This window comes from Trichocoleus sp. DQ-A1 (genome assembly GCF_039961955.1).
GTDB lineage: Bacteria > Cyanobacteriota > Cyanobacteriia > Cyanobacteriales > FACHB-T130 > FACHB-T130.
Genome location: NZ_JAMPKE010000001.1, coordinates 392742 through 411969 on the forward strand (window position 1 = coordinate 392742; position 19228 = coordinate 411969).

Annotated in this window: 15 protein-coding genes; 8 read left to right on the top strand and 7 right to left on the bottom strand. The window is 47.1% G+C overall.

The genetic code is table 11. The annotated features are described in order from the left end of the window. Positions 1-59: 59 nt before the first annotated feature. The 7 genes from NDI33_RS01745 to NDI33_RS01775 form a co-directional block, all read right to left on the bottom strand. On the bottom strand, positions 60-3029 hold the full coding sequence (locus NDI33_RS01745) for a peptidase domain-containing ABC transporter (RefSeq protein WP_190678423.1): 2970 nt from the start codon (positions 3027-3029) through the stop codon (positions 60-62). A gap of 284 nt (positions 3030-3313) precedes the next feature. Next, the gene (locus tag NDI33_RS01750; protein ID WP_190678424.1) at positions 3314-4099 is read right to left on the bottom strand and encodes a peptidylprolyl isomerase; all 786 of its coding nucleotides are present in this window, start codon (positions 4097-4099) and stop codon (positions 3314-3316) included. 142 nt (positions 4100-4241) lie between these two features. Continuing rightward, positions 4242-7067 carry an S-layer family protein gene (locus NDI33_RS01755; protein ID WP_190678425.1) on the bottom strand — a complete coding sequence of 942 codons (2826 nt, stop codon included), beginning with the start codon at positions 7065-7067 and terminating at the stop codon, positions 4242-4244. A 9-nt stretch (positions 7068-7076) separates the two neighbouring features. Then, positions 7077-8120, bottom strand: a complete 1044-nt coding sequence (locus NDI33_RS01760; RefSeq protein WP_190678427.1) for a calcium-binding protein — start codon at positions 8118-8120, stop codon at positions 7077-7079. Between the two features lie 677 nt (positions 8121-8797). Further along, complete coding sequence (locus NDI33_RS01765; protein ID WP_190426808.1) at positions 8798-9037, bottom strand: hypothetical protein; 240 nt, start codon at positions 9035-9037, stop codon at positions 8798-8800. A gap of 335 nt (positions 9038-9372) precedes the next feature. Next, on the bottom strand, positions 9373-10122 hold the full coding sequence (locus NDI33_RS01770; protein WP_190678428.1) for a calcium-binding protein: 750 nt from the start codon (positions 10120-10122) through the stop codon (positions 9373-9375). Between the two features lie 437 nt (positions 10123-10559). Beyond that, a complete protein-coding gene (locus NDI33_RS01775; RefSeq protein ID WP_190411048.1) occupies positions 10560-11261 on the bottom strand; it encodes a calcium-binding protein in 702 nt (233 codons plus the stop codon). A 43-nt stretch (positions 11262-11304) separates the two neighbouring features. Here NDI33_RS01775 and NDI33_RS01780 point away from each other — a divergent pair, with 43 nt between their 5' ends. The 8 genes from NDI33_RS01780 (at position 11305) to NDI33_RS01815 (ending at position 19113) form a co-directional block, all read left to right on the top strand. After that, on the top strand, positions 11305-11454 hold the full coding sequence (locus NDI33_RS01780; RefSeq protein WP_190529744.1) for a hypothetical protein: 150 nt from the start codon (positions 11305-11307) through the stop codon (positions 11452-11454). Continuing rightward, entirely contained in the window at positions 11454-11642 is a 189-nt protein-coding gene (locus NDI33_RS01785) for a hypothetical protein (protein ID WP_190434979.1), read from the top strand. The genes NDI33_RS01780 and NDI33_RS01785 overlap by 1 nt, the downstream gene beginning before the upstream one ends. 335 nt (positions 11643-11977) lie before the next feature. Beyond that, on the top strand, positions 11978-12628 hold the full coding sequence (locus NDI33_RS01790; protein ID WP_190426806.1) for a sigma-70 family RNA polymerase sigma factor: 651 nt from the start codon (positions 11978-11980) through the stop codon (positions 12626-12628). Positions 12629-12651: 23 nt separating this feature from the next. Further along, positions 12652-13647, top strand: a complete 996-nt coding sequence (locus NDI33_RS01795; RefSeq protein ID WP_190678429.1) for a DUF1822 family protein — start codon at positions 12652-12654, stop codon at positions 13645-13647. 221 nt (positions 13648-13868) lie between these two features. Beyond that, entirely contained in the window at positions 13869-16130 is a 2262-nt protein-coding gene (locus NDI33_RS01800; RefSeq protein ID WP_348245611.1) for a CHASE2 domain-containing protein, read from the top strand. A 32-nt stretch (positions 16131-16162) separates the two neighbouring features. Further along, positions 16163-17221, top strand: a complete 1059-nt coding sequence (locus tag NDI33_RS01805; RefSeq protein WP_190678431.1) for a DUF928 domain-containing protein — start codon at positions 16163-16165, stop codon at positions 17219-17221. Positions 17222-17595: 374 nt separating this feature from the next. Continuing rightward, complete coding sequence (locus tag NDI33_RS01810) at positions 17596-18132, top strand: calcium-binding protein (RefSeq protein WP_190678432.1); 537 nt, start codon at positions 17596-17598, stop codon at positions 18130-18132. A gap of 447 nt (positions 18133-18579) precedes the next feature. Then, complete coding sequence (locus NDI33_RS01815) at positions 18580-19113, top strand: hypothetical protein (protein ID WP_190678433.1); 534 nt, start codon at positions 18580-18582, stop codon at positions 19111-19113. Positions 19114-19228 lie beyond the last annotated feature (115 nt).

A 19228-nucleotide genomic window follows, 5' to 3' on the forward strand; every position in this document is an offset into this window, starting at 1 on the left:
AGTGATTAGCTACCCATTAGCAATTAGCCATTAACCATTAGCAATTCCCATTCAGATTTCTATAGTTGCGCTTCTTGTTGTTGATACAGACAGTAGTAGCGACCTCGGAGAGCCATTAATTCATCATGAGTGCCCTGTTCAACGACTGCACCTTGATCCATCATCAAAATCAGACTGGCATTTCTAATTGTAGTTAAACGATGGGTAATAAAAAATACAGTGCGATCGCGGAATGTCGAGGCTAGATTTAAACAGACTTGTCGCTCGGCGTTGTAGTCCAAAGCGCTGGTCGCTTCGTCTAAAATCAGTAACTGAGGATTTTGTAAAACGGTACGCGCGATCGCAATTCGCTGTCTTTGTCCTCCCGATAAGGCAGAACCCCGTTCTCCGACGCGAGTGTTGTAGCCGTTCGGCAAAGCCATGATAAAGTCGTGGGCAAAAGCTACCTTGGCGGCTTCAATGATTTCCTCATCGCTCGCATCTGGATTCGTCAGCGCAATATTTTCCTGCACTGTCCCATCAAACAAGAGAGTATCTTGAAGCACCATTCCAATCTGACGCCGCAGGGAATAAAGTTCTACCTTACTAATATCGTAGTCATCAATGATAATCCGCCCCGATCTTGGCTCATAGAGTCTGGGTAAAAGTTTTGTCAGGGTACTTTTACCCGATCCACTTTGTCCTACGATGCCGATAAATAGCCCTGCTGGAAAGTCCAGATTAATATTACTTAGCTGAAGAGCGCCGCTAGGATTGAAGCTGAAAGAAACATTTTCAAACTTCACGCTTCCTTGAATGGCTGGCATGAGAATGTTGTGGCGATCGGTTTCATCTGCTTCGAGATTGGCGTCGAGAACATCGCCCAGTCGCTCAAGAGATAAAGCGGTTTCTTGAAAGTTTTGCCACAGTTGTACTAATCGCAATAACGGACTGGTTACATAACCGGAAAGGATGCGGAAAGCAATTAATTGTCCTAATGTTAATTCTCCTTTTAAGACTAAATAAGCTCCAGCCCATAACACTAATAAACTGGAGAGTTTATTCAGAAAACTGCTAATTGAACTGGCAGTAGTAGAGGTAGAAACTGTCTTAAATCCAGCACTGATATAACGACCATAACGCTCTTGCCATTGCCAGCGCGATCGCAGTTCCAAATTTTGCGCTTTAACTGTTTGGATTCCTGACAGAACTTCCACTAAATAAGATTGAGTTTCGGCGTTACGCTCGGCTTTCACCCGCGACTGCTGCCGAATGATCGGTGACACTCCAAGTGTTAGCAAAGCAAACAATGGCACTGTCGCTAAGGCGACTAGCGTTAGCACTCCACTGTAAATTAACATCACCGCAATGTAGATGACTGAAAAGATGGCATCTAACACTACAGTTAACGCAGTTCCAGTTAAGAAGGAGCGAATATTTTCGAGTTCATGAACGCGAGTAGCAAGTTCCCCGACAGGTCGCCGTTCAAAATAGGACAAAGGCAGGCGTAAAAGGTGACTGATGACCTCTGAGCCTAAAGCCAAGTCCATCCGGTTAGTGGTATCAACAAATAAATGCGTGCGTAAACTGGTCAAAACAGATTCGACGGCAGCGACTACGACTAAGAAAATGCCTAAAACAGATAAAGTATCAATACTGTTTTGTACAAGAACTTTGTCAATAATCACCTGAGTCATCAGAGGATTTACTAAACCAAAGATTTGTACAAAAATGGAAGCAATTAAAACTTCTATTAAAACCTTGCGGTAGCGATAGATAGAAGGTAAAAACCAACGCAGGCTAAACCGCTCTTTAGAAGCTTCTTTTGTGGGTCGGAGCAGCAGAACTTCCCCTTCTGGCCCCCACGCTTCCATAAATTGGGCGGGTTTTTTGCGTAAGATGCCAACTTCTGGCACCGCCAGCACTAACTCGCGATCGCTAATTTTGTAAAGAATCGCAAAACTATCTTGCCAGCTAATCATGGCGGGAGCTTGCAAGCGACACACCGCAGCCGCAGGCACTTTAATTAATTGCGTATTTAACCCCGTTAACTCAGCCACCGCACCGCAAAATTGCAGAGATAAGTTCTCGGTGTGCTTGAGGTGATTGACTAAGACTCTCTTGATGACATCCCGTCGGAAAGGTATCCCCAAGTGCTGAGACAGCATTTGGAAGCAAGCTATTGTTGCATCCAGACGACCTCTCCCGTAGATGTAGGGGTGTTTCTCGTGTTTATAAGTCGTCGCCGTTTCACCAGATGGAGGTTGTTCCGGCGCGTAGGGAATCGCTTCCCAGTCAGTTGTAGGGGCAAGAGACGCCGATGCCAATGCGATCGCGTCTTTCGATTCCGAGGGAAACAGGATTGACTTCTGCAAGCCCAATAAACGAACCCCTCTCGCGCCTTCTACGTGTAAATTTCCGGGTGTACTCGGTATTAAGCGGCTCCCTACGGGGAAATCAGCGGCGGTTCCGCCACTCACCAGCCATACCCAGTTAGGATCTATCTTGCTGAGGGGAGTTTTTCCGGGGGGTAAGTTGAGAATCGTTGCGTCTGAAACCGCTTTTAAAGTGAGTTCCTTGAGATTGGTTGTCCCATCAGCTTGACGCGCCAATTCTTCCCCAATCAGATCGAAGACTTCAATCAAAGAACAACGGTTTTCAAAAGCAGCCGCAAATGAGCGTTCCTGGTTTAATAAAGCTAAAAAATCGGCGTCTGGGAGGATTAAACAAATGGTTTCTGTCGAAGCGATCGCTGTCTCGCAAGCTGTTCCCCGAATTAAGCTAACCCATCCGAGAATTTCTCCGGGTTCTAATAATTTCAGGGTGACAGGTGCTTGGCTCCGGGGGTCATAACCTAAAAGGCGGGCTTGCCCTTGATAGATGATGGCAATTTGCGCTGGCATTGTTTCTCGCACAAACATTGCCTGTCCCATGCGGTAGCGCAAAAATTGAAATTTTGTTGCAACTCTTTCTAAGACAACCGATGGCAGTTGATTAAACGGAGATATACCAGCGAGAATTTCTTTGATACTAATTGCCGTATGGGTCATCCCGTTTTGCGGCTACGCTCTCCATCCAAGCTGCTACTTGATGGGAAAGAAAGCCACCCTCCTTATTCAAATATTTACAATCTATTACAATTAAAACCGATGCTTTTGCTGAAAAAAACAGAATATTTTAATAAGTGATGCCTCAGATCCGTTTGAATCATTTTGACAGGTTTAGCACCACTCTTCTGTAGTTTATCAGAATAGTTCAATGCAAGAAAAATGCGTATTCTTGAAGTTGTTTTTAACACCTAAATAGAGCGATGCTCTACTTAGCGATCGCTCGTTTACGCCGCTGCCAGTTGACCGCTTGGTTCAACTTTACGATTTGTTGCAGCCCCCAGCCAAATTTTATCTGCTTCGGGTAGGTTCCCGATTTGCTCTTGCACCCACGTTTCAAAAAGTTCTCGCAGCAATCGTTGACGCATGAATTCATTTAATTGGGCGGGAACTAACTTTTCTAGGCGCACAATGACCATCCATTCACCTAAAGGTCTGGGCGACCAAAGTTGATTCTTTTGACTAACCGATAGCAGTCTCGCCAGATGTGGGTGGAGAGTCCCAATCTCTACCGGGCCGATAGTTCCACCCGTTTGTGCTTCAGGCCCTTGGGAATACTCAGCCGCCAGTTCGCTAAAAGATTGCTCTTGTTCGGAAAGGCGGAAATAAAGTTCTTGGGCAATGCCTGGATCTTTCGTCCGAATCAACGAATAAATGGCTTGATCCAATTGACCTTTGCGCTTGAGAAAATAAGATTCTAGTTTGTTACCCCAAGTCGCTTGTTTAAATTTTTCAATTCTTAACTTCCGGGTTGTCAAGGCTTCTAAATGCTCTTGGCTCATCCTGTAGCGCTCTAGCCAAGCTTGCTGTTCGGCTTCAGAAGTCAGTTGATTTTGCTGGTAGAAATTCCCGCAGGCATGAGCAATTTCTTCAGGCGTACAGTTAAAAGAAGCGATCGCGCTATCAATAATGCTCTCACGCAGCAATTGAGGAAACATTTGGTAGCTAGCCAGTAGGGGAATGATTTCCTCAGCTGTGAGGGTGCGATTACCGATTTGTAAAGCTGTAGTCATACCTGAGTCCCTTTGAATTTCTGGTTTGCGACTGATATTTTGAGCGCGATTGCTCTGACAAAATCTGCAAATCTCTAAGGATGTATCAGCCGAAAAATCAGGAATTATGCAATATGTTACAAAACTTTACTTGTACGCCTCTCTAGGAGCCAGCGCAGGAAGTGGCGTGAGGCACCCCTGTGGGCGATCGCGCGGTGAGAATGACCTCGCCAAAGTTATTCCTCACCCATCCTTGGGCTTCCATCAACTGCCTGGAACTCTCCCCGGTAGCCGGACGGCTGGGAACAACCGCAGGATTCGGAAGATTTCCGGCTTGCTGAGTTATCAGGCGCAAATCACTCCAAACGAGGTGGCTGCTGAGGGTTTCGCCGGGATTGGGTGGAATTCCACCGCGTCCGGTAACGACCAATTCACTTTTTTGTTGCCCGACCGTGGCTCCACAACTGGATGCAATCAGTCCAGAGGCATCCACTAAGTCGGTCGGTAAAGCGACTACACCGCGACTGGGGTCAACATCCGGCGTATTGATTTCCACCACACCGTCCACGCCAAACTCAGAACTGGCGGTGATGTCGCTCAAGAGAGTTTCGTCTTCCCGAAACTGAATTCCAAAGATGCCTTGAGTCGTAATTTGGATACTCCCCCCATTGCCAGTAAAAGCATTGGCAGTAATGTCGCTATTTTCCCCAGGGACGGCGACGATGAATGAGCTATTAATCGTGATGTTGCCGCCATTGCCACCCGCACCTGCAATGCCTGCGGTACTTGAGATTTTACTGTTGTGGCGCAGCAGCAACAAATCCTGCACTAGCACCATATTTCCCCCATTGCCGGATGCAGTTGCCGCCGTAATCGTTGCCTGGTTATCTAAACTCAGGCTTTGAGCAGTCAGCTCAAGGTTGCCAGCACCTTTGGCATCGTTCGCTGGATTAAAACTACTTGCGGCTACAGCTGCCCCATCCCGGATCGTCAACTTTCCAGTATTAACCCTCAGACTTCCCCCGCGACCTGTGGCGTCAAAAACCCCTGGAAATCCAGGAATTCCGCCAGAAACAGCGAGCAGGCTACTGGGAAACTGACTGCCTTTAGCAGTACCCGCTAATTCCACAAACTCGGAAGCTTGAACGGTTAAATTTCCTGCATCCCCTGCACCTAAAGTAGAAGTCTGGATGACGGCTCCATCGCGGACGAGCAATCGTTCAGTCTCAACGCTTAAGGCTCCTCCATCTGCCTGGGAACCGATACCGCTGCCGGAAAATAAGCCGCTCGGAAAAGGCAAACCGAGCTGATTTGTCAGCAATTGACCGTCTGCGGAAACCGCAACCCCCGCCAGTTCAACGTCTGAAGCTCGAACGGTCAAAGTGCCTGCCTTGGCTTGGCTAAACTTGCTAAGCGTCGTCACTGCAACTTGTGCCCCATTTTGAACGCTCAAGCGATCGCTCTCTATAGTTAAATTTCCTCCAGTTCCGGTGGCGTTTTGTTCTACTTGGGCACGCAAACTGCTTTGCCTGAGCGTATTGTTTTCGTCGAAACCATAACCCATCGCTTGCACTTGGGTCGCTTTTACGGTCAAATCTCCGGCTTTCCCTTGCCCAAAAGTAGAAGTTGTTACTTCGGCTCCATCTCGGACAATCAATTGTCCAGTTTCAACGGTTAGATTTCCCCCATCCCCTGTCGCTCCCCCTTGGACTGTAGCCCGCAATCCACTCCCAATTTCGCGATCGCTCGATCTGCCACTGACTTCTACCGAATCGGTCGCCCGCACCGTTAAATTCCCGCCCTGCCCTTGACCGAAAGTAGAAGTGGAGACTTGCGCCCCATCCCGGACAATGAATTTTCCGGTTTCAACGGTCAGATTTCCCCCAGATCCGGTGGCTGTTTTTGAATTAACCCTGGCAAATAAACCACTGCGATCGCCACTAGGCGAACTGCCACTAATTTCCACCAACTCCGAGCCAGTGACCGCTAAAGTCCCTCCGGGTGCTGAACCCAAGGTATTCGCCAGCATCTGAGAACCCTCTGTAAGCGCGATCCGCCTACCTTGGGCGTGGATATCGCCTCCCCCATTGCCGCTGGTCGTTACCGTCGTTTGCTGAAACTGGATGTCTTGGAAGTTCTGGATATTCGGATACCCCAGCGCATAGCCTTGGGCAGTTGGGGTGAGGTTAACTTGGACGGGGGAAGCGGGTGTGAATGCTCCAGCCACGCTGCCTAATTCAATCCGTCCCCCCGCCGCCTGTAATCTTCCTCCCACGAGCGTCAAGTTACCACCCACTAGCCCCAAGGTTTTCCCAGACGGCACTTGCAGTTTCGCCCCCTGCACTTGAATGCTGGCGGCTGGTTTTCCAAATTGCAAACCAATTGGGACGCTGACTGTCAGCAGCGGTGTCGTTTGGGGATTCGTGGCGCTGAACGAAGTTCCATCAGCTAAGTTGAGGCTAGTCGCCGTACTCGCCAAAAAAGATCCGCCAATCTTCAGCGCCGCATTCGAGCCAAAAGTAATCCCGTTGGGGTTGATTAGAAATAGATTGGCGGTTCCGTTGGCTCGAATCAAGCCGTCAATCTTAGACTCTGAGGAACCCGTGACGCGGCTGATGATGTTTTGAATATTGGCAGCATTGTTAAAGTAAGCACTGCCGTTAGTCGGAATCGAAAATTCCTCAAAGCTGTGGAACAAGTTGGAGGTAGCTTGCGTACCTCCGGTAATTATTCTGGTGTTCCCACTTTGAGTAACGATGGAAGGCTGGGGTAGGGTTGAATCCTCGACAATTTGCGCCTGCATGGGGCTGGTTGTCATCAGACAGAACCCGGAAAGACTGCCAAAAAGCCAAAATGACAGAGAACGCAGTTTCATACACAAACCCCGTAACTGGGTCGGATTCAACCATTTACCTGAGTAAAAACGTATCCAGACGTCTGTCAGGATGAAAAAGGCGATCGCTTCCCAGAATAGCGTGCCATTTTGCACGCACGATCTTTAAACAATAATCATGTCTGAGGTAAGGACAAAACCCGAATCGATTTGCACAGACGCCAACTGTGTCTGCTCAAAGAACAAAGCACCTGTGCTGCTGTCGTAGCTGAACTTATCGGATTGACCTTTCCCAATGCCGAAACCACTAGCAGAAATCTGAATCTTATCCCCCTCTAGGGAATTGAAGTCCAGGATGTTATCAATTCCCTCCCCCGGAGAATTAAAGACAAATTTATCCGCCCCCTCACCACCCGTCAGCCTGTCATTGCCAAAACCGCCGCCGAGAGTGTCCTTGCCAACCTGACCCTTGAGGACATCATTCCCGTCGCCGCCAGATAGCCAATCGTTACCAGACCAGCCCATCAGAAGGTCATCGCCAGCATCCCCATAAAGGCTGTCATTCCCATTTAAACCATCTAAAATATCATTTCCCGCTTCGCCGTACAGCTTGTCTTTACCGTAGCCCCCATTCAGATAGTCGTTGCCAAAACCACCCAGTAGCGTGTCCTTCCCGGCTTCACCGTAAAAGCTATCGTTGCCGTTCCAGCCATTGACGTAGTCTTTCCCGGCTTTCGCATAAACAACGTCATCCCCCTGATCGCCATATAGAGAGTTGTTGGCGGCATTACCGAAGATGGGAGTAACAATACTGTTAGCATCTTCGATGGTAATCACGGCAGTTTTAATATTCGAGTTGAGGCTTAACTGAATTGGAACAACGCCGTTGTTCGGATTGTTGGCATCGTTTTCCTTGAATGTATAGGTCTCCTGCGTAAACCCAAAAGGAGCTGAGTCCTTAATGGTCCATACTAGAGTGTCATTTCCATCAACGACATTATCGTTAAAAATTTGCAGGGGGATAGACGCTTGCCCGTCCACAAACTTGACATCAGCCTTAGCAAACCAGGGTTCGTCAAAGTTCTGTTCCCACTCGTTGAAGTTACCTTGTCCTCCTGGAAGATCGTAGTCACCGCTGCCTTCGGTAGCTAGAAATATAGGAATCCCTGTCCCTTCTTGCTCGTCAACGATCGCATCTTCAAATTCCATAACTTCATCCCTCCAGAACAGGTAGATATGAAAGTAAGTTTTGATTCAGAGCAGATGTTTGCCGAAAGCAAAAAATTTTGAAGATTGCTGTAAAGAAAAGAAACGCGATCGCCTCAAAAACTCAGGGAAGTGATTTTTATCGTAGCAGCTTGAGGAAACCTTAATAAAACGGGTTTATTCGTGCCATCATTTCAGCCTTTCCTTAACATGGATAAATTAGAGGAACGGCTACTCTCTCGTAAAACTAAAATTTAGGCATCAAGCCAAAGCTACCCTGTCTCCAAAAAAACAAAACATTGAGTAAAGTGCAGTCAATCGCGGGAAATTACCAATTCCTTCCTATAGCAACCCGATTTGATTGGTCCGATATTTTTTAACGAACCGTCAAGGACGCGCCAGCCCTTAGACGATGCAAAGCATTAGAAAGCGAAAGCAGAACAGCTCAAAATCCTTTAAAATTAATCTACCCTAATTACTAATAATATAAAGCATTTATTTTAGCTGTTGATACCTTCTTAGCTTATTTTTACAACTGAATTTTGCCTGCAATTGACCAACTGCTCTACCTTTAGATTGGTAGTATAATTTCTATAAATCAATGGCACTCGTTAACCCAAAATTTATTCTCAAAATGTAGAATTGCCTAATATTCTTAACTTCTATTGTCTTTAGGTTCCTTAGAATTTAGGTGCTAAGCCCAGTGGCATCTGGAACGCAGAGTCACAATCAAGCCAATAGAGGCAAAGTTTATTAGTGAGAGTTGGCGCAAATAAATGGTTCATTGCCATCATTTTCTTTTGCTCAAGAATAAATTCGTTGTAATCAGCTAGGTTATCGAGTCCCAAGAGGTTCAGAATAATCTCAGTAACTAGCCAAACAGTTGTTTTAACGAATACTCTTTTCCACTGCGCCTTCATTGGTTTATACCTTCCGGGACGATCGAGGTTTGTACCCTGGTTGCGGTCTCAATGAGATTGGGTTCTAAAGGAACCGCTATAGACTTGTCAGATACAAGTGCAGTAGTTTTGCAAAGCTTTACAAACGTTTACAATTATTCTGCTAATCGGCAGGTACAGCAATATATTTGGGCACTTTACCTGTGCAATCCCGCCCTCTTTAGGGTCATTTGATGTCCCTTTCATATTGTTCAGTTAGGGGTAGTCATTGCCTCAGCAGAAAAAAAAGCCCCTCAGAGAATCATGTCTCTGAGGGGAGGTGAAGTTATCGAGTCAAGTTATCCCGATGTGTCAACCTAAACGCTGACAAAGTCAGCAGAAGCGTAAACATTGGTCGTATCCTGAACCACCGCAATCAAGTCATTGCCCTTATAGATTGCCGTATCCAGCGCCGTGGTGCCTCCGAAGTCATAGCTCTTACTCAGGGTGTAGTCAGTGTAGCTGCCCTTGACCTGAATCTTGTCGCCCTCATTCCACTTGAAGTCAGTGATGGTTGCGTAGCCACCACCCAGGTAAGAGACGCCACCGTAAGCGGTACCTAGCACGAAGGTGTCACCCTCGCTGCCACCACTCAAGGTATCGTATTCACCAACCGTGCCGCCATAACCATTCAGGGAATCCTTACCGGCTTCGCCATAGAGTTTGTCACTGCCAGTGCCGCCATACAGGCTGTCGTTGCCATAGTAGCCCAGCATCGTGTCGTTGCCCGCACCACCGGATAGGTAGTCATCCCCATACCAGCCATCCATGTGGTCGTTGCCTGCTTCACCATAGAGGCTGTCGTTGCCGTAGCCGCCATTGATGTAGTCATCGCCGTCATAGCCGAGGATAGTGTCATTACCATCTTCACCATAGAGGCTGTCGTTGCCAGTCCAACCATCTACGTAGTCATTGCCTGCGCCAGCTTTCACAATATCGTCACCGGCTCCAGCATAGATAGAATCGTCGTAGGCAGTGCCGATGATCTGACCGTGATAGTTGAAAGGATAGCCGGGGCCGTTGTAGGTGTTGTTGTCGTTGTAAGCGGTGCCGTTAATAATCGCCATAATCTTTGCTCTTTAGGATTGCTTAGGATTGGTGTTGGTCGGGGTGTTGGAATCAATCAATCGCTTGAATCGGTTGATTGGTGGTCAGTGATGTCCAAAAGGTTTGTATTCTCAGGAAATGTTATTGTTCGCCGTTGCACTTCTAGAGAGCTTTTGAATCTCGCTGGTTGCTCTATCGACTGGAGGCGGTTGATGCTGCTGGGAAAACCAGAATTTACTTTGTTTTTTCCCTGGTGCATTTTGTTGACCTCTATGCACTTGTCAGCCTGAGTAGCGCTAGTTATGCAAGTTGTTACAAACGTTTACATGAAATTGTGCAACCATACAGTTCAAGTAAGGGTAGCGATCGCGTAAACAGAAAAGAAAAAAGCCCCCCAGAGATTCATGTCTCTGAGGGGAGGTGAAGTTATCGAGTCAAGTTATCCCGATGTGTCAACCTAGACGCTGACAAAGTCAGCAGAAGCGTAAACATTGGTCGTATCCTGAACCACCGCAATCAAGTCATTGCCCTTATAGATTGCTGTATCCAGCGCCGTGGTGCCTCCGAAGTCATAGCTCTTACTCAGGGTGTAGTCAGTGTAGCTGCCCTTGACCTGAATCTTGTCGCCCTCATTCCACTTGAAGTCAGTGATGGTTGCGTAGCCACCACCCAGGTAAGAGACACTACTAGCGGTACCCAGAACGAAGGTGTCACCTTCGCTGCCACCACTCAAGGTATCGTATTCACCAACCGTGCCGCCATAACCATTCAGGTAGTCCTTACCGGCTTCGCCATAGAGTTTGTCACTGCCAGTGCCGCCATACAGGCTGTCGTTGCCATAGTAGCCCAGCATCGTGTCGTTGCCTGCACCACCGGATAGGTAGTCATCCCCATACCAGCCATCCATGTGGTCGTTGCCTACTTCGCCATAGAGACTGTCGTTGCCGTAGCCGCCATTGATGTAGTCATCGCCGTAGTAACCGAGGATGGTGTCATTGCCATCTTGACCATAGAGGTTGTCGTTGCCATACCAGCCATCAATGTAGTCATTGCCACTTCCGCCATAAACTGTATCGTTCCCGTCTTTGGCGTAAATGGAATCATTGTAAGCGGTGCCGTTGAGTGTGTCGTTGTAAATGGTGCCGTTGATAATCGCCATAATCTTTGCTCTTTAGTAAGGATGAGAATTGGTGTTGTTTGGTGTGTTGGAATCAATCAATCGCTTGAATCGGTTGATTGGTGGCGGCGGATGTCCGAAAGGTTTGTATGTTCAAGAAGTGTTATTGTTCGCCGTTGCACTTCTAGAGAGCTTTCGGACATCGCTCGTTGCTCTGTTGACTGGAGGCTGGTGATGATGCGTGGGAAACCAGAAGTTGGGTTGTTAATCTCCCCGTTGCATTTCGTTGACCTCTATGCACTTGTCAGCCTGAGTAGAGCCAATTATGCAGGTCGTTACAAACGTTTACATAAAATTGGCAAATATGGGTGGTTGTGCCTCAGCTCAGTGGGGAGAGAGGAAATGAAAACCCTTCCTACATAGGCTTTTCAGCTTTGGCACTGTAGATAAATGTTGTTCAAAGCGGCGTTAACAATTGCTTTTGACGTTGAAACATATCTTGGATCGCTCAAATGAGTGTCACTGAATCGTGCGACAGTTGGGCTATTTACTTTCAACCAGAGCGATCGCTATCCTTGAAGAACGCATAATTACGCGCCTAGTTCTTCCTTGCCACCTGCCGGAATCCTCACTCATCAGCCATCGAGAATCCGTAATCTCTAACTGTATGGAGTAGACATCAAGGGGAAAGTTATCTTAAATAGATACGCTTCCAGACAAAATTGGCGCTGTATCAACCGAAGGGGCGATCGCAAATTATGGATGGACTAGAGTCAAAGCTTCGCTATCTGGTGAAAGAAGCCTGTATGCACCCGCATGGAAGTGCCCAGCGCCAGAAAAACTTAACTAGGGTGATCCGCTTAATCGCACACAAGCTTTGGAAAGAATATACGCCTTACTATGAAGATGCACTGCAACAGACCTGGGTGTATTTCTGTCAAAACATCTGTGAAGGGAATACCGGCGAAGCTTATGACCCGAATCGCAGCAGTGTCATCACCTGGCTGAATACCTACCTGAAACGGCGGCTTCAAGATTTCTATATTGACGGTAAAAAACAAGAATCGAGAACCGTTACAGGTCAAGCCAAAAGGTCAAAGTCGGGCGATATCGGTGAAACGACTGACCCGGTGGATAGTCTGGAAGCCACTCCGGATGTTCCCCCCTTGTTGGACGACATCATAAAGTGGGTGGAAGCCGATTCTCAAGGTGAGTTGCGCCGCACGCACATTGCCGGTCGTCCCGAAGTGAATGCTCAAGCGTTAATCTTGCGACGCTTACCCCCAGAAGCTGGTTGGAAAGAGCTTTCAGCGGAATTTAACCTCCCCATTTCCACATTGAGCAGTTTTTATCAGCGCCAATGTATCCCTCGCTTGCGTAAATTTGGTGAATCGGAGGGATATCTATAAATAAAGAACGGAGCCTCCCAACCATGACTTTTAACCCCCACGAACTAGAAGATTTTGCCCTACCGTTACCGATTACCCAAGCCGCACGCACAATAGCACAGCAGTTTGCCACTCAGCAGCCGACGCCGCACAAAGCAGAGCAAGTTCTGTTGAATACCCTATCTGTCTGTGTGGTCAATGATTACTTGCAGATGATGGGGATTCCCACCAATCTTGCAGCCAGTGATAGCTGGAATCCCATCGTACGCTTATGTTCTGATGTAGCTGACCTGGAAGTGCGGGGACTCGGTCGCTTAGAATGTCGTCCGTTGAGAAGCACCGAACAAATCTGCCACATTCCCCCCGAAGTTTGGTCAGATCGAATTGGCTATGTGATGGTTCAAATCGATGAATCGATGCGAGAGGCAAGTGTGTTGGGATTTACCCCCAGCGTCACTACCTCAGAGTTGTCGATCGGTCAATTGCGATCGCCTGAAGATTTACTCGATCGCTTGCAGGAATTAATGCATCCGATTACAGCTGCTGCATCGTCCCTCACCCCTGCTTTCCGCAGAACCCAAGCCAACTTGAGCCAGTGGTTCAACAATGTTTTTGAAGCCGGTTGGCAAACCGTTGAAACCTTGCTAACTCCGCCTGAATCAAATCTAGCCTTTAGTTTTAGAGGCGATGTACTTGCTCCCAGTTTGGAACAGCCAGAAGCTGCCGTTCGCAAAGCAAAATTGATAGACTTAGGGGTAGAGATTGCCGACCTTTCTGTCGCTTTAGTTGTTGAAATCAATCCAGAATCTGAGGAGAAAACGAATATTCTTCTTCAGGTGCATCCTAGGGGTAATCAAGCTTATCTACCCCCTTCTCTCCAATTGATTGTCCTCGATGAATCTGGCTCTACTTTTCTAGAAGCCGAGTCAAGAGATGCAGATGATTACATTCAATTAGAGTTTAGTGGCAATTCTGGAGAACAGTTTAGCGTTAGAGTCGCTTTGGGGAATGCCAGCATTCAAGAAGACTTTGTTATTTAGCGATTATTTGTAAACTTGAGACACCTCTTGTAATCCAAGAGCAATTTTTCCAGTTATCTGGAAACAACCCTTACATTTAATTGCTGAAAACTAATCGTCCTACCGTCAAAATGGTTAAATTAGTTGTTATAAAACTATGGAGTGGTTCTTTTGAAGAAGGTTTCCCAGTCTCATTACAAATTGGGAACGATGGTGAACGCCCTTCGATAGAAAGCGTTGGAATGTTACCTCCCGCTCCAGAAATTCCCCAACACTACACCATCTGGACAACGGCTTATCGTCGTTTGGGAGTGCCCTACAGACTAGAAGCAAAAATTAGTCAACCGACTAATGTTGCCAAGATTGATGACTGTAGTTTGGCAGCCAATGTATTGCGCGATCGCTTAAATGTCTGGCTGAATTCGGAGCCGTTTCGGGCAATTCGAGAAAAACTCTTAGAACAATTAGTTCCTGCCGATGAAATTCGGTTCATTATTCAAACTGAAGACGTTCAGCTACGGAAATTACCTTGGCATCTTTGGGAATTATGCGATCGCTACCCAAAAGCCGAAATTGCTTTAAGCGCTCCAGTCTACGAACGTGTAGAACAACTCTCATCGCCTATCGAGAAGGTGAGAATTTTAGCAATTTTGGGGAATAGTACGGGAATTAATACCCAAGCCGATCGGATTTTATTAGAGCAATTACCCAACGCAGAAATCAGATTTCTGGTAGAACCACAACGGGAAGAATTAACCGAACAGCTTTGGAAACAAGGCTGGGATATTTTATTTTTTGCGGGTCATAGTTATAGCCAGAAGAATGGCGGGACGGGACAAATTTATATTAATCAAACAGAAAGCTTATCAATAGAAGAACTTAAATATGGATTAAAAAAAGCGGTTGAACGCGGGTTAAAAATCGCGATTTTTAACTCTTGCGATGGGTTAGGTTTGGCAAAAGATTTGGCTTCTTTACATATTCCGCAAATTATTGTGATGCGGGAACCCGTACCGGATAAGGTTGCACAAGAATTTTTGAAGTCTTTTCTCGAAGCCTTTGCTCGTGGTGAGTCTTTTTATTTAGCAGTACGGGAAGCACGGGAAAGATTGCAAGGACTAGAAGCTAAATTTCCTTGCGCGACTTGGTTGCCAATCGTTTGCCAAAATCCGGCCGTGTTGCCACCGACTTGGCAAGGAATTGTTGGAAAAAGGAAAGAAGAATTCCCGATTCTCGATTCCCCACTACCATCCCCCTCCCGAACCTCCCAGACTCAAGCTCAAACCTGGCGGGGACGACTGCGGGTAGCGTTGCTTGCCAGCGTAGCGATCGCATCATTGATTGCGGGGGTACGGCATCAGGGAATGCTGCAATCATTAGAACTAAAAGCTTTTGACCAAATACTGACCAGGCGACCCGATGAAAAGCCAGATCCGCGCCTTTTGGTGATTACCATTACTGAAGCAGATGTTCAAGCTCAGAATCCAGAACAGAGGCGTGGGTCGTTGTCAGATCCGGCACTCAATCAACTGTTGCAGAAACTAGAGCAGTATAAACCGCGAGCGATTGGCTTAGATATTTATCGAGATTTTCCAGCATTACCCAGTCAGAAAGATTTAGCCAATCGGTTACGCCAAAGCGATCGCTTAATTGGTATTTGCAAAGTCAGCGATCCCCAGGCGGGTGAACCGGGGATTCCAGCACCGCCAGAAATCCCAACAGAACGTTTAGGGTTTAGTGATTTCATGGTCGATTCCGATGGAGTGGTTCGTCGCCATCTGTTATCGCTGAAACCAGACCCTGCCTCTCCCTGTACGGCTTACTACGCCTTCAGCGCCCAATTAGCATTCCGTTATTTAGCGGCAGAAGGCATTGTACCGACAATTAATTCAGAGGGGTTCTTGCAACTGGGTAAGGTGGTTTTTAAGCCTTTGGAGAGTTTTACAGGTGGCTACCAAGGAACCGATGCCTGGGGTCATCAAGTGCTGCTGAATTATCGCTCCCACCGCTCCCCGGAAAATATTGCGGATCGAGTGACCCTCAGAGAAGTTCTCAACGGTCAGATCGATCCCAATTCCATCAAGGATCGCATTGTTTTGATCGGCACGAGTGCTAACAGTTTTCATGACTATTGGCTCACACCCTACAGTCAAGGTCAGTGGGCTGAAAAGCAAATGCCGGGAGTATTTGTGCAAGCGCAAATGGTGAGTCAAATGATTAGTGCAGTGAAAGATGGGCGATCGCTATTATGGGTGTGGCCTCAGTGGGGCGAAGTTTTTTGGATTTGGGGCTGGTCTTTACTGGGAGGGTTGTTCGTCTGCTATCTGAAGTCCCCGGTCCACTTAGGGATAGCGATCGCCGCCGCACAAATCTTGTTGTATGGTTTATGCTTGGCACTGTTAATACAAAGCGGTTGTTGGGTGCCTTTGGTTCCACCAGCGCTAGCCTTGGTAGCGAGCAGCACCAGCGTAGCCGTGTATGCAACCTTTCGAGCTAGACGATAGTCACTCACCTTAAAATTCCTTCGACTAGCTATATGAAGTTCCCTTTTAAACAGATAATCCTTGCCAGAGCGATCGCGCAGCGTGCCAAACCTTATATCTTGCACCTGAAAAACCTAAGCCCCCATGAGCCTTTCCTACCAGGGAACGGGGAGCCGAACTCCCCTCGCCTTGCAGGAGAGGGGTTGGGGGAGAGGTCTCCTAATACAAGCGGTGCCAAATGGCCTACCCTCTTCCTAGTTGCTTTTATCGGCAGTTTGACGCAAATCCCCGTAAAACCTGCTTTCGCAGAAGTCTTAACCGTACAGTCCAACGCGCCACCACCACCAGCAGACCGTAGCGCCCCCACTGGACGACGGCAAGGAGGCGCTAGCCGTAGCCCCGGCACCCTGCTGTTCAACGCGCCACCACCGCCAGCAGACCGCAGCGCCCCCGCTGGACGACAGCGAGGAGGGGCTAGCCGTGGTACGTGTCCAGCCGCGATCGGCGAGGAGCCTCTGACTGCCTTGGTGCCTGCGACTCAGACAAGTTTGAATGAAGGAGAATCTGGGAACTCACCCTTAAAAACCTTTGAGTCCGTATGGGCATTAACGGCTTCTGAGGCTCCTACCTTTTGGTATTACATTCCTTATGCGCTCACACCCGACCTGCCTGTGGAATTCATCCTACAGGATGACCAAGGTAACAATGTCTATCAAACCAAGTTCATCGCATCCCAAAAGCAGCCTGGTGTAGTCAAAGTGCGTCTTCCGGCTACAGTAGCGCCGCTAAAAGTGGGCAAGATGTACCGTTGGTTTTTTATGATTAATTGCGATCCGGATGCTCCGCCCTTGGTTGAAGGGTCAGTTCAGCGGATTGCACCTTCTGCCACTTTGATGAGTCAGTTACAGAAAGCAACCCCACGGGAACGTGTGGTTCTTTATGCCAAACAAGGAATCTGGCATGATGCCCTCACTGCTCTTGCTGAACTCCGGAGTGCGAATCCCAACGATGCTGCCCTCACGAATGATTGGGTAACTTTATTAAACTCTGGTGGCTTGGAAGCGATCGCTCAAGAACCTGTAATTGATTGCTGCACCGCTCAACAACAGTAAACAAACAAGTCTAATGTGGCCTCAAGGCTTTGGCAGGCGATCGCGGATTATGCGGTAATTCACCGGATTTGACATCGAAGCGATCGCACTCCTCAATGATTCGTGAAGGCGAGATACCCGACTTCAAGAGAGAAGCCGGGTATCTGAAGGGCTAGCTCACCATTAAAACAAGATTCCTATCAATCGATGCTGTTAGCTTCAGCCCTGCTTACATAACTAAATTTCACTTTTGTTCAAAAAATACTAAAGAATCCGGAAGCTAAAAATTCGGTTTGTAGATAAATGTGTTCCTAAAAAGGTAGGAAACTTCAGTGTTGTATATTTCAACACTAAAATCAGAGCCAAACCACTAATTTTTTCAAGGACTAATTAATATGGCACTTATCAATGGCACTTTGGGAAACGACCCTAATTTGACGGGAGGCACAGAAAATGACACCATCAATGGTTTTGCCGGAAACGATAACCTCTATGGCGGCAATGGCATAGATACCCTCAACGGTGGAGAAGGCAAGGATACCTTAGTTGGAGGTGCTGGCTTTGACACTCTCACAGGCGGTCCTGGCGCTGATATCTTTGTATTTAAAGGCTATATTAACCACACTCCACCGTCGGGCGGCGTTGTCCATGTTCAGAGTGCGGATGGTTTTGACACCATTACAGACTTTAATCCAGATCAGGATGCTATCAAAGCATTTGTTTCTGAGCCTGGTATTCCTCCCCATTTTAAACACGTTACAGGCCCACCCATCATACCTCCAGGGGATGTTCTTGGCGCGCTGACAAATAGCGGCTTTGTCAGCACATTTCCAACGCTTGACGTTAGTGGTTTTTTGATCGATCGCATAAGTTATGTAAATCAATTTGAGTCGGGATTCAACGCGATTTTCACACAATCGTTGCTGTTTTAATTTTCCGAAATTTGAGCGCTAGACATGACCTAGTAAAAACGCTTAGCTATCACTGTTCTAGCGCTCAGATAAATATGCCAGATAAGATTGAATTATCTCAGTTAAGTGTCACTCAATTAGGTGACACTTAAACGAGCTATCACAAATATGTTTTGCCAAAACAAGCGCCTGGTAACAAGTCCTAAAAACAGTTAGACTTATAAAATAAAAGTTTAAAACTTGTCGCTCAAGAGATTAGTTTCAATCAGTTCTATGCCCTTAGTCTAATTCCAATGGCAAATTGTCACTCAATGCCTCCAACCCTTGAATTGCTATACAACTAATCTCGCATTTAGCCGCACAATGATAGAGTTTTTAACTGAGTGAATTTGTACAAAAGCGGGCGTTTATCATTGTATTTTTTTTACACTAAACTACCAACAAAAATATTAATAAAGAGGAATTAACATGGCAATTATCAACGGCACTTCTGGAAATGACCCGAATTTAAAGGGGAGTGTAGAAAATGACACCATTACTGGTTTTGAAGGAAAGGATGACCTCTATGGCGGCGATGGCATTGACGATCTCATCGGTGGCGCTGGCGATGATACCTTAGTTGGAGGTGCTGGCTTTGACACTCTCACGGGCGATGCTGGCAGTGATATTTTTATATTTACCAACGTTATTAGCTGGGGCATACAGCCGGGAGTTGGCTATTATGTCCAAAGTGCTGATGGTTTTGACATCATTAAAGACTTCAATGTAGCTCAGGATGCCATCAAAAGTTATGTGCCCGCTACTCCGACTCCTAACGTTCCTGCCCATTTCAAACATATCGTAGGCGCAATGCTTAACGAGCGACCTCTGGTTGGGTTCGCTTTAGCAAATAGCAACTTAGTCAGCCAAACTCTAAAAATTGACCCTAGTAGTTTGGTGAGCGATCGCGTAAATTTTGCAACTTTATTCGAGTCAAGTTTGAACTTGAGCTTCACCGAATAGGTAGCATTGAAATTTCGGGTCAATCTGGGAGTATTTAAACGCTCAATTTCCCTTTTTAAGCCGGGTTAGGAAAGAGCGAAAACTTTCTAGACATCTTATAAGCTTTGTTGCAGTG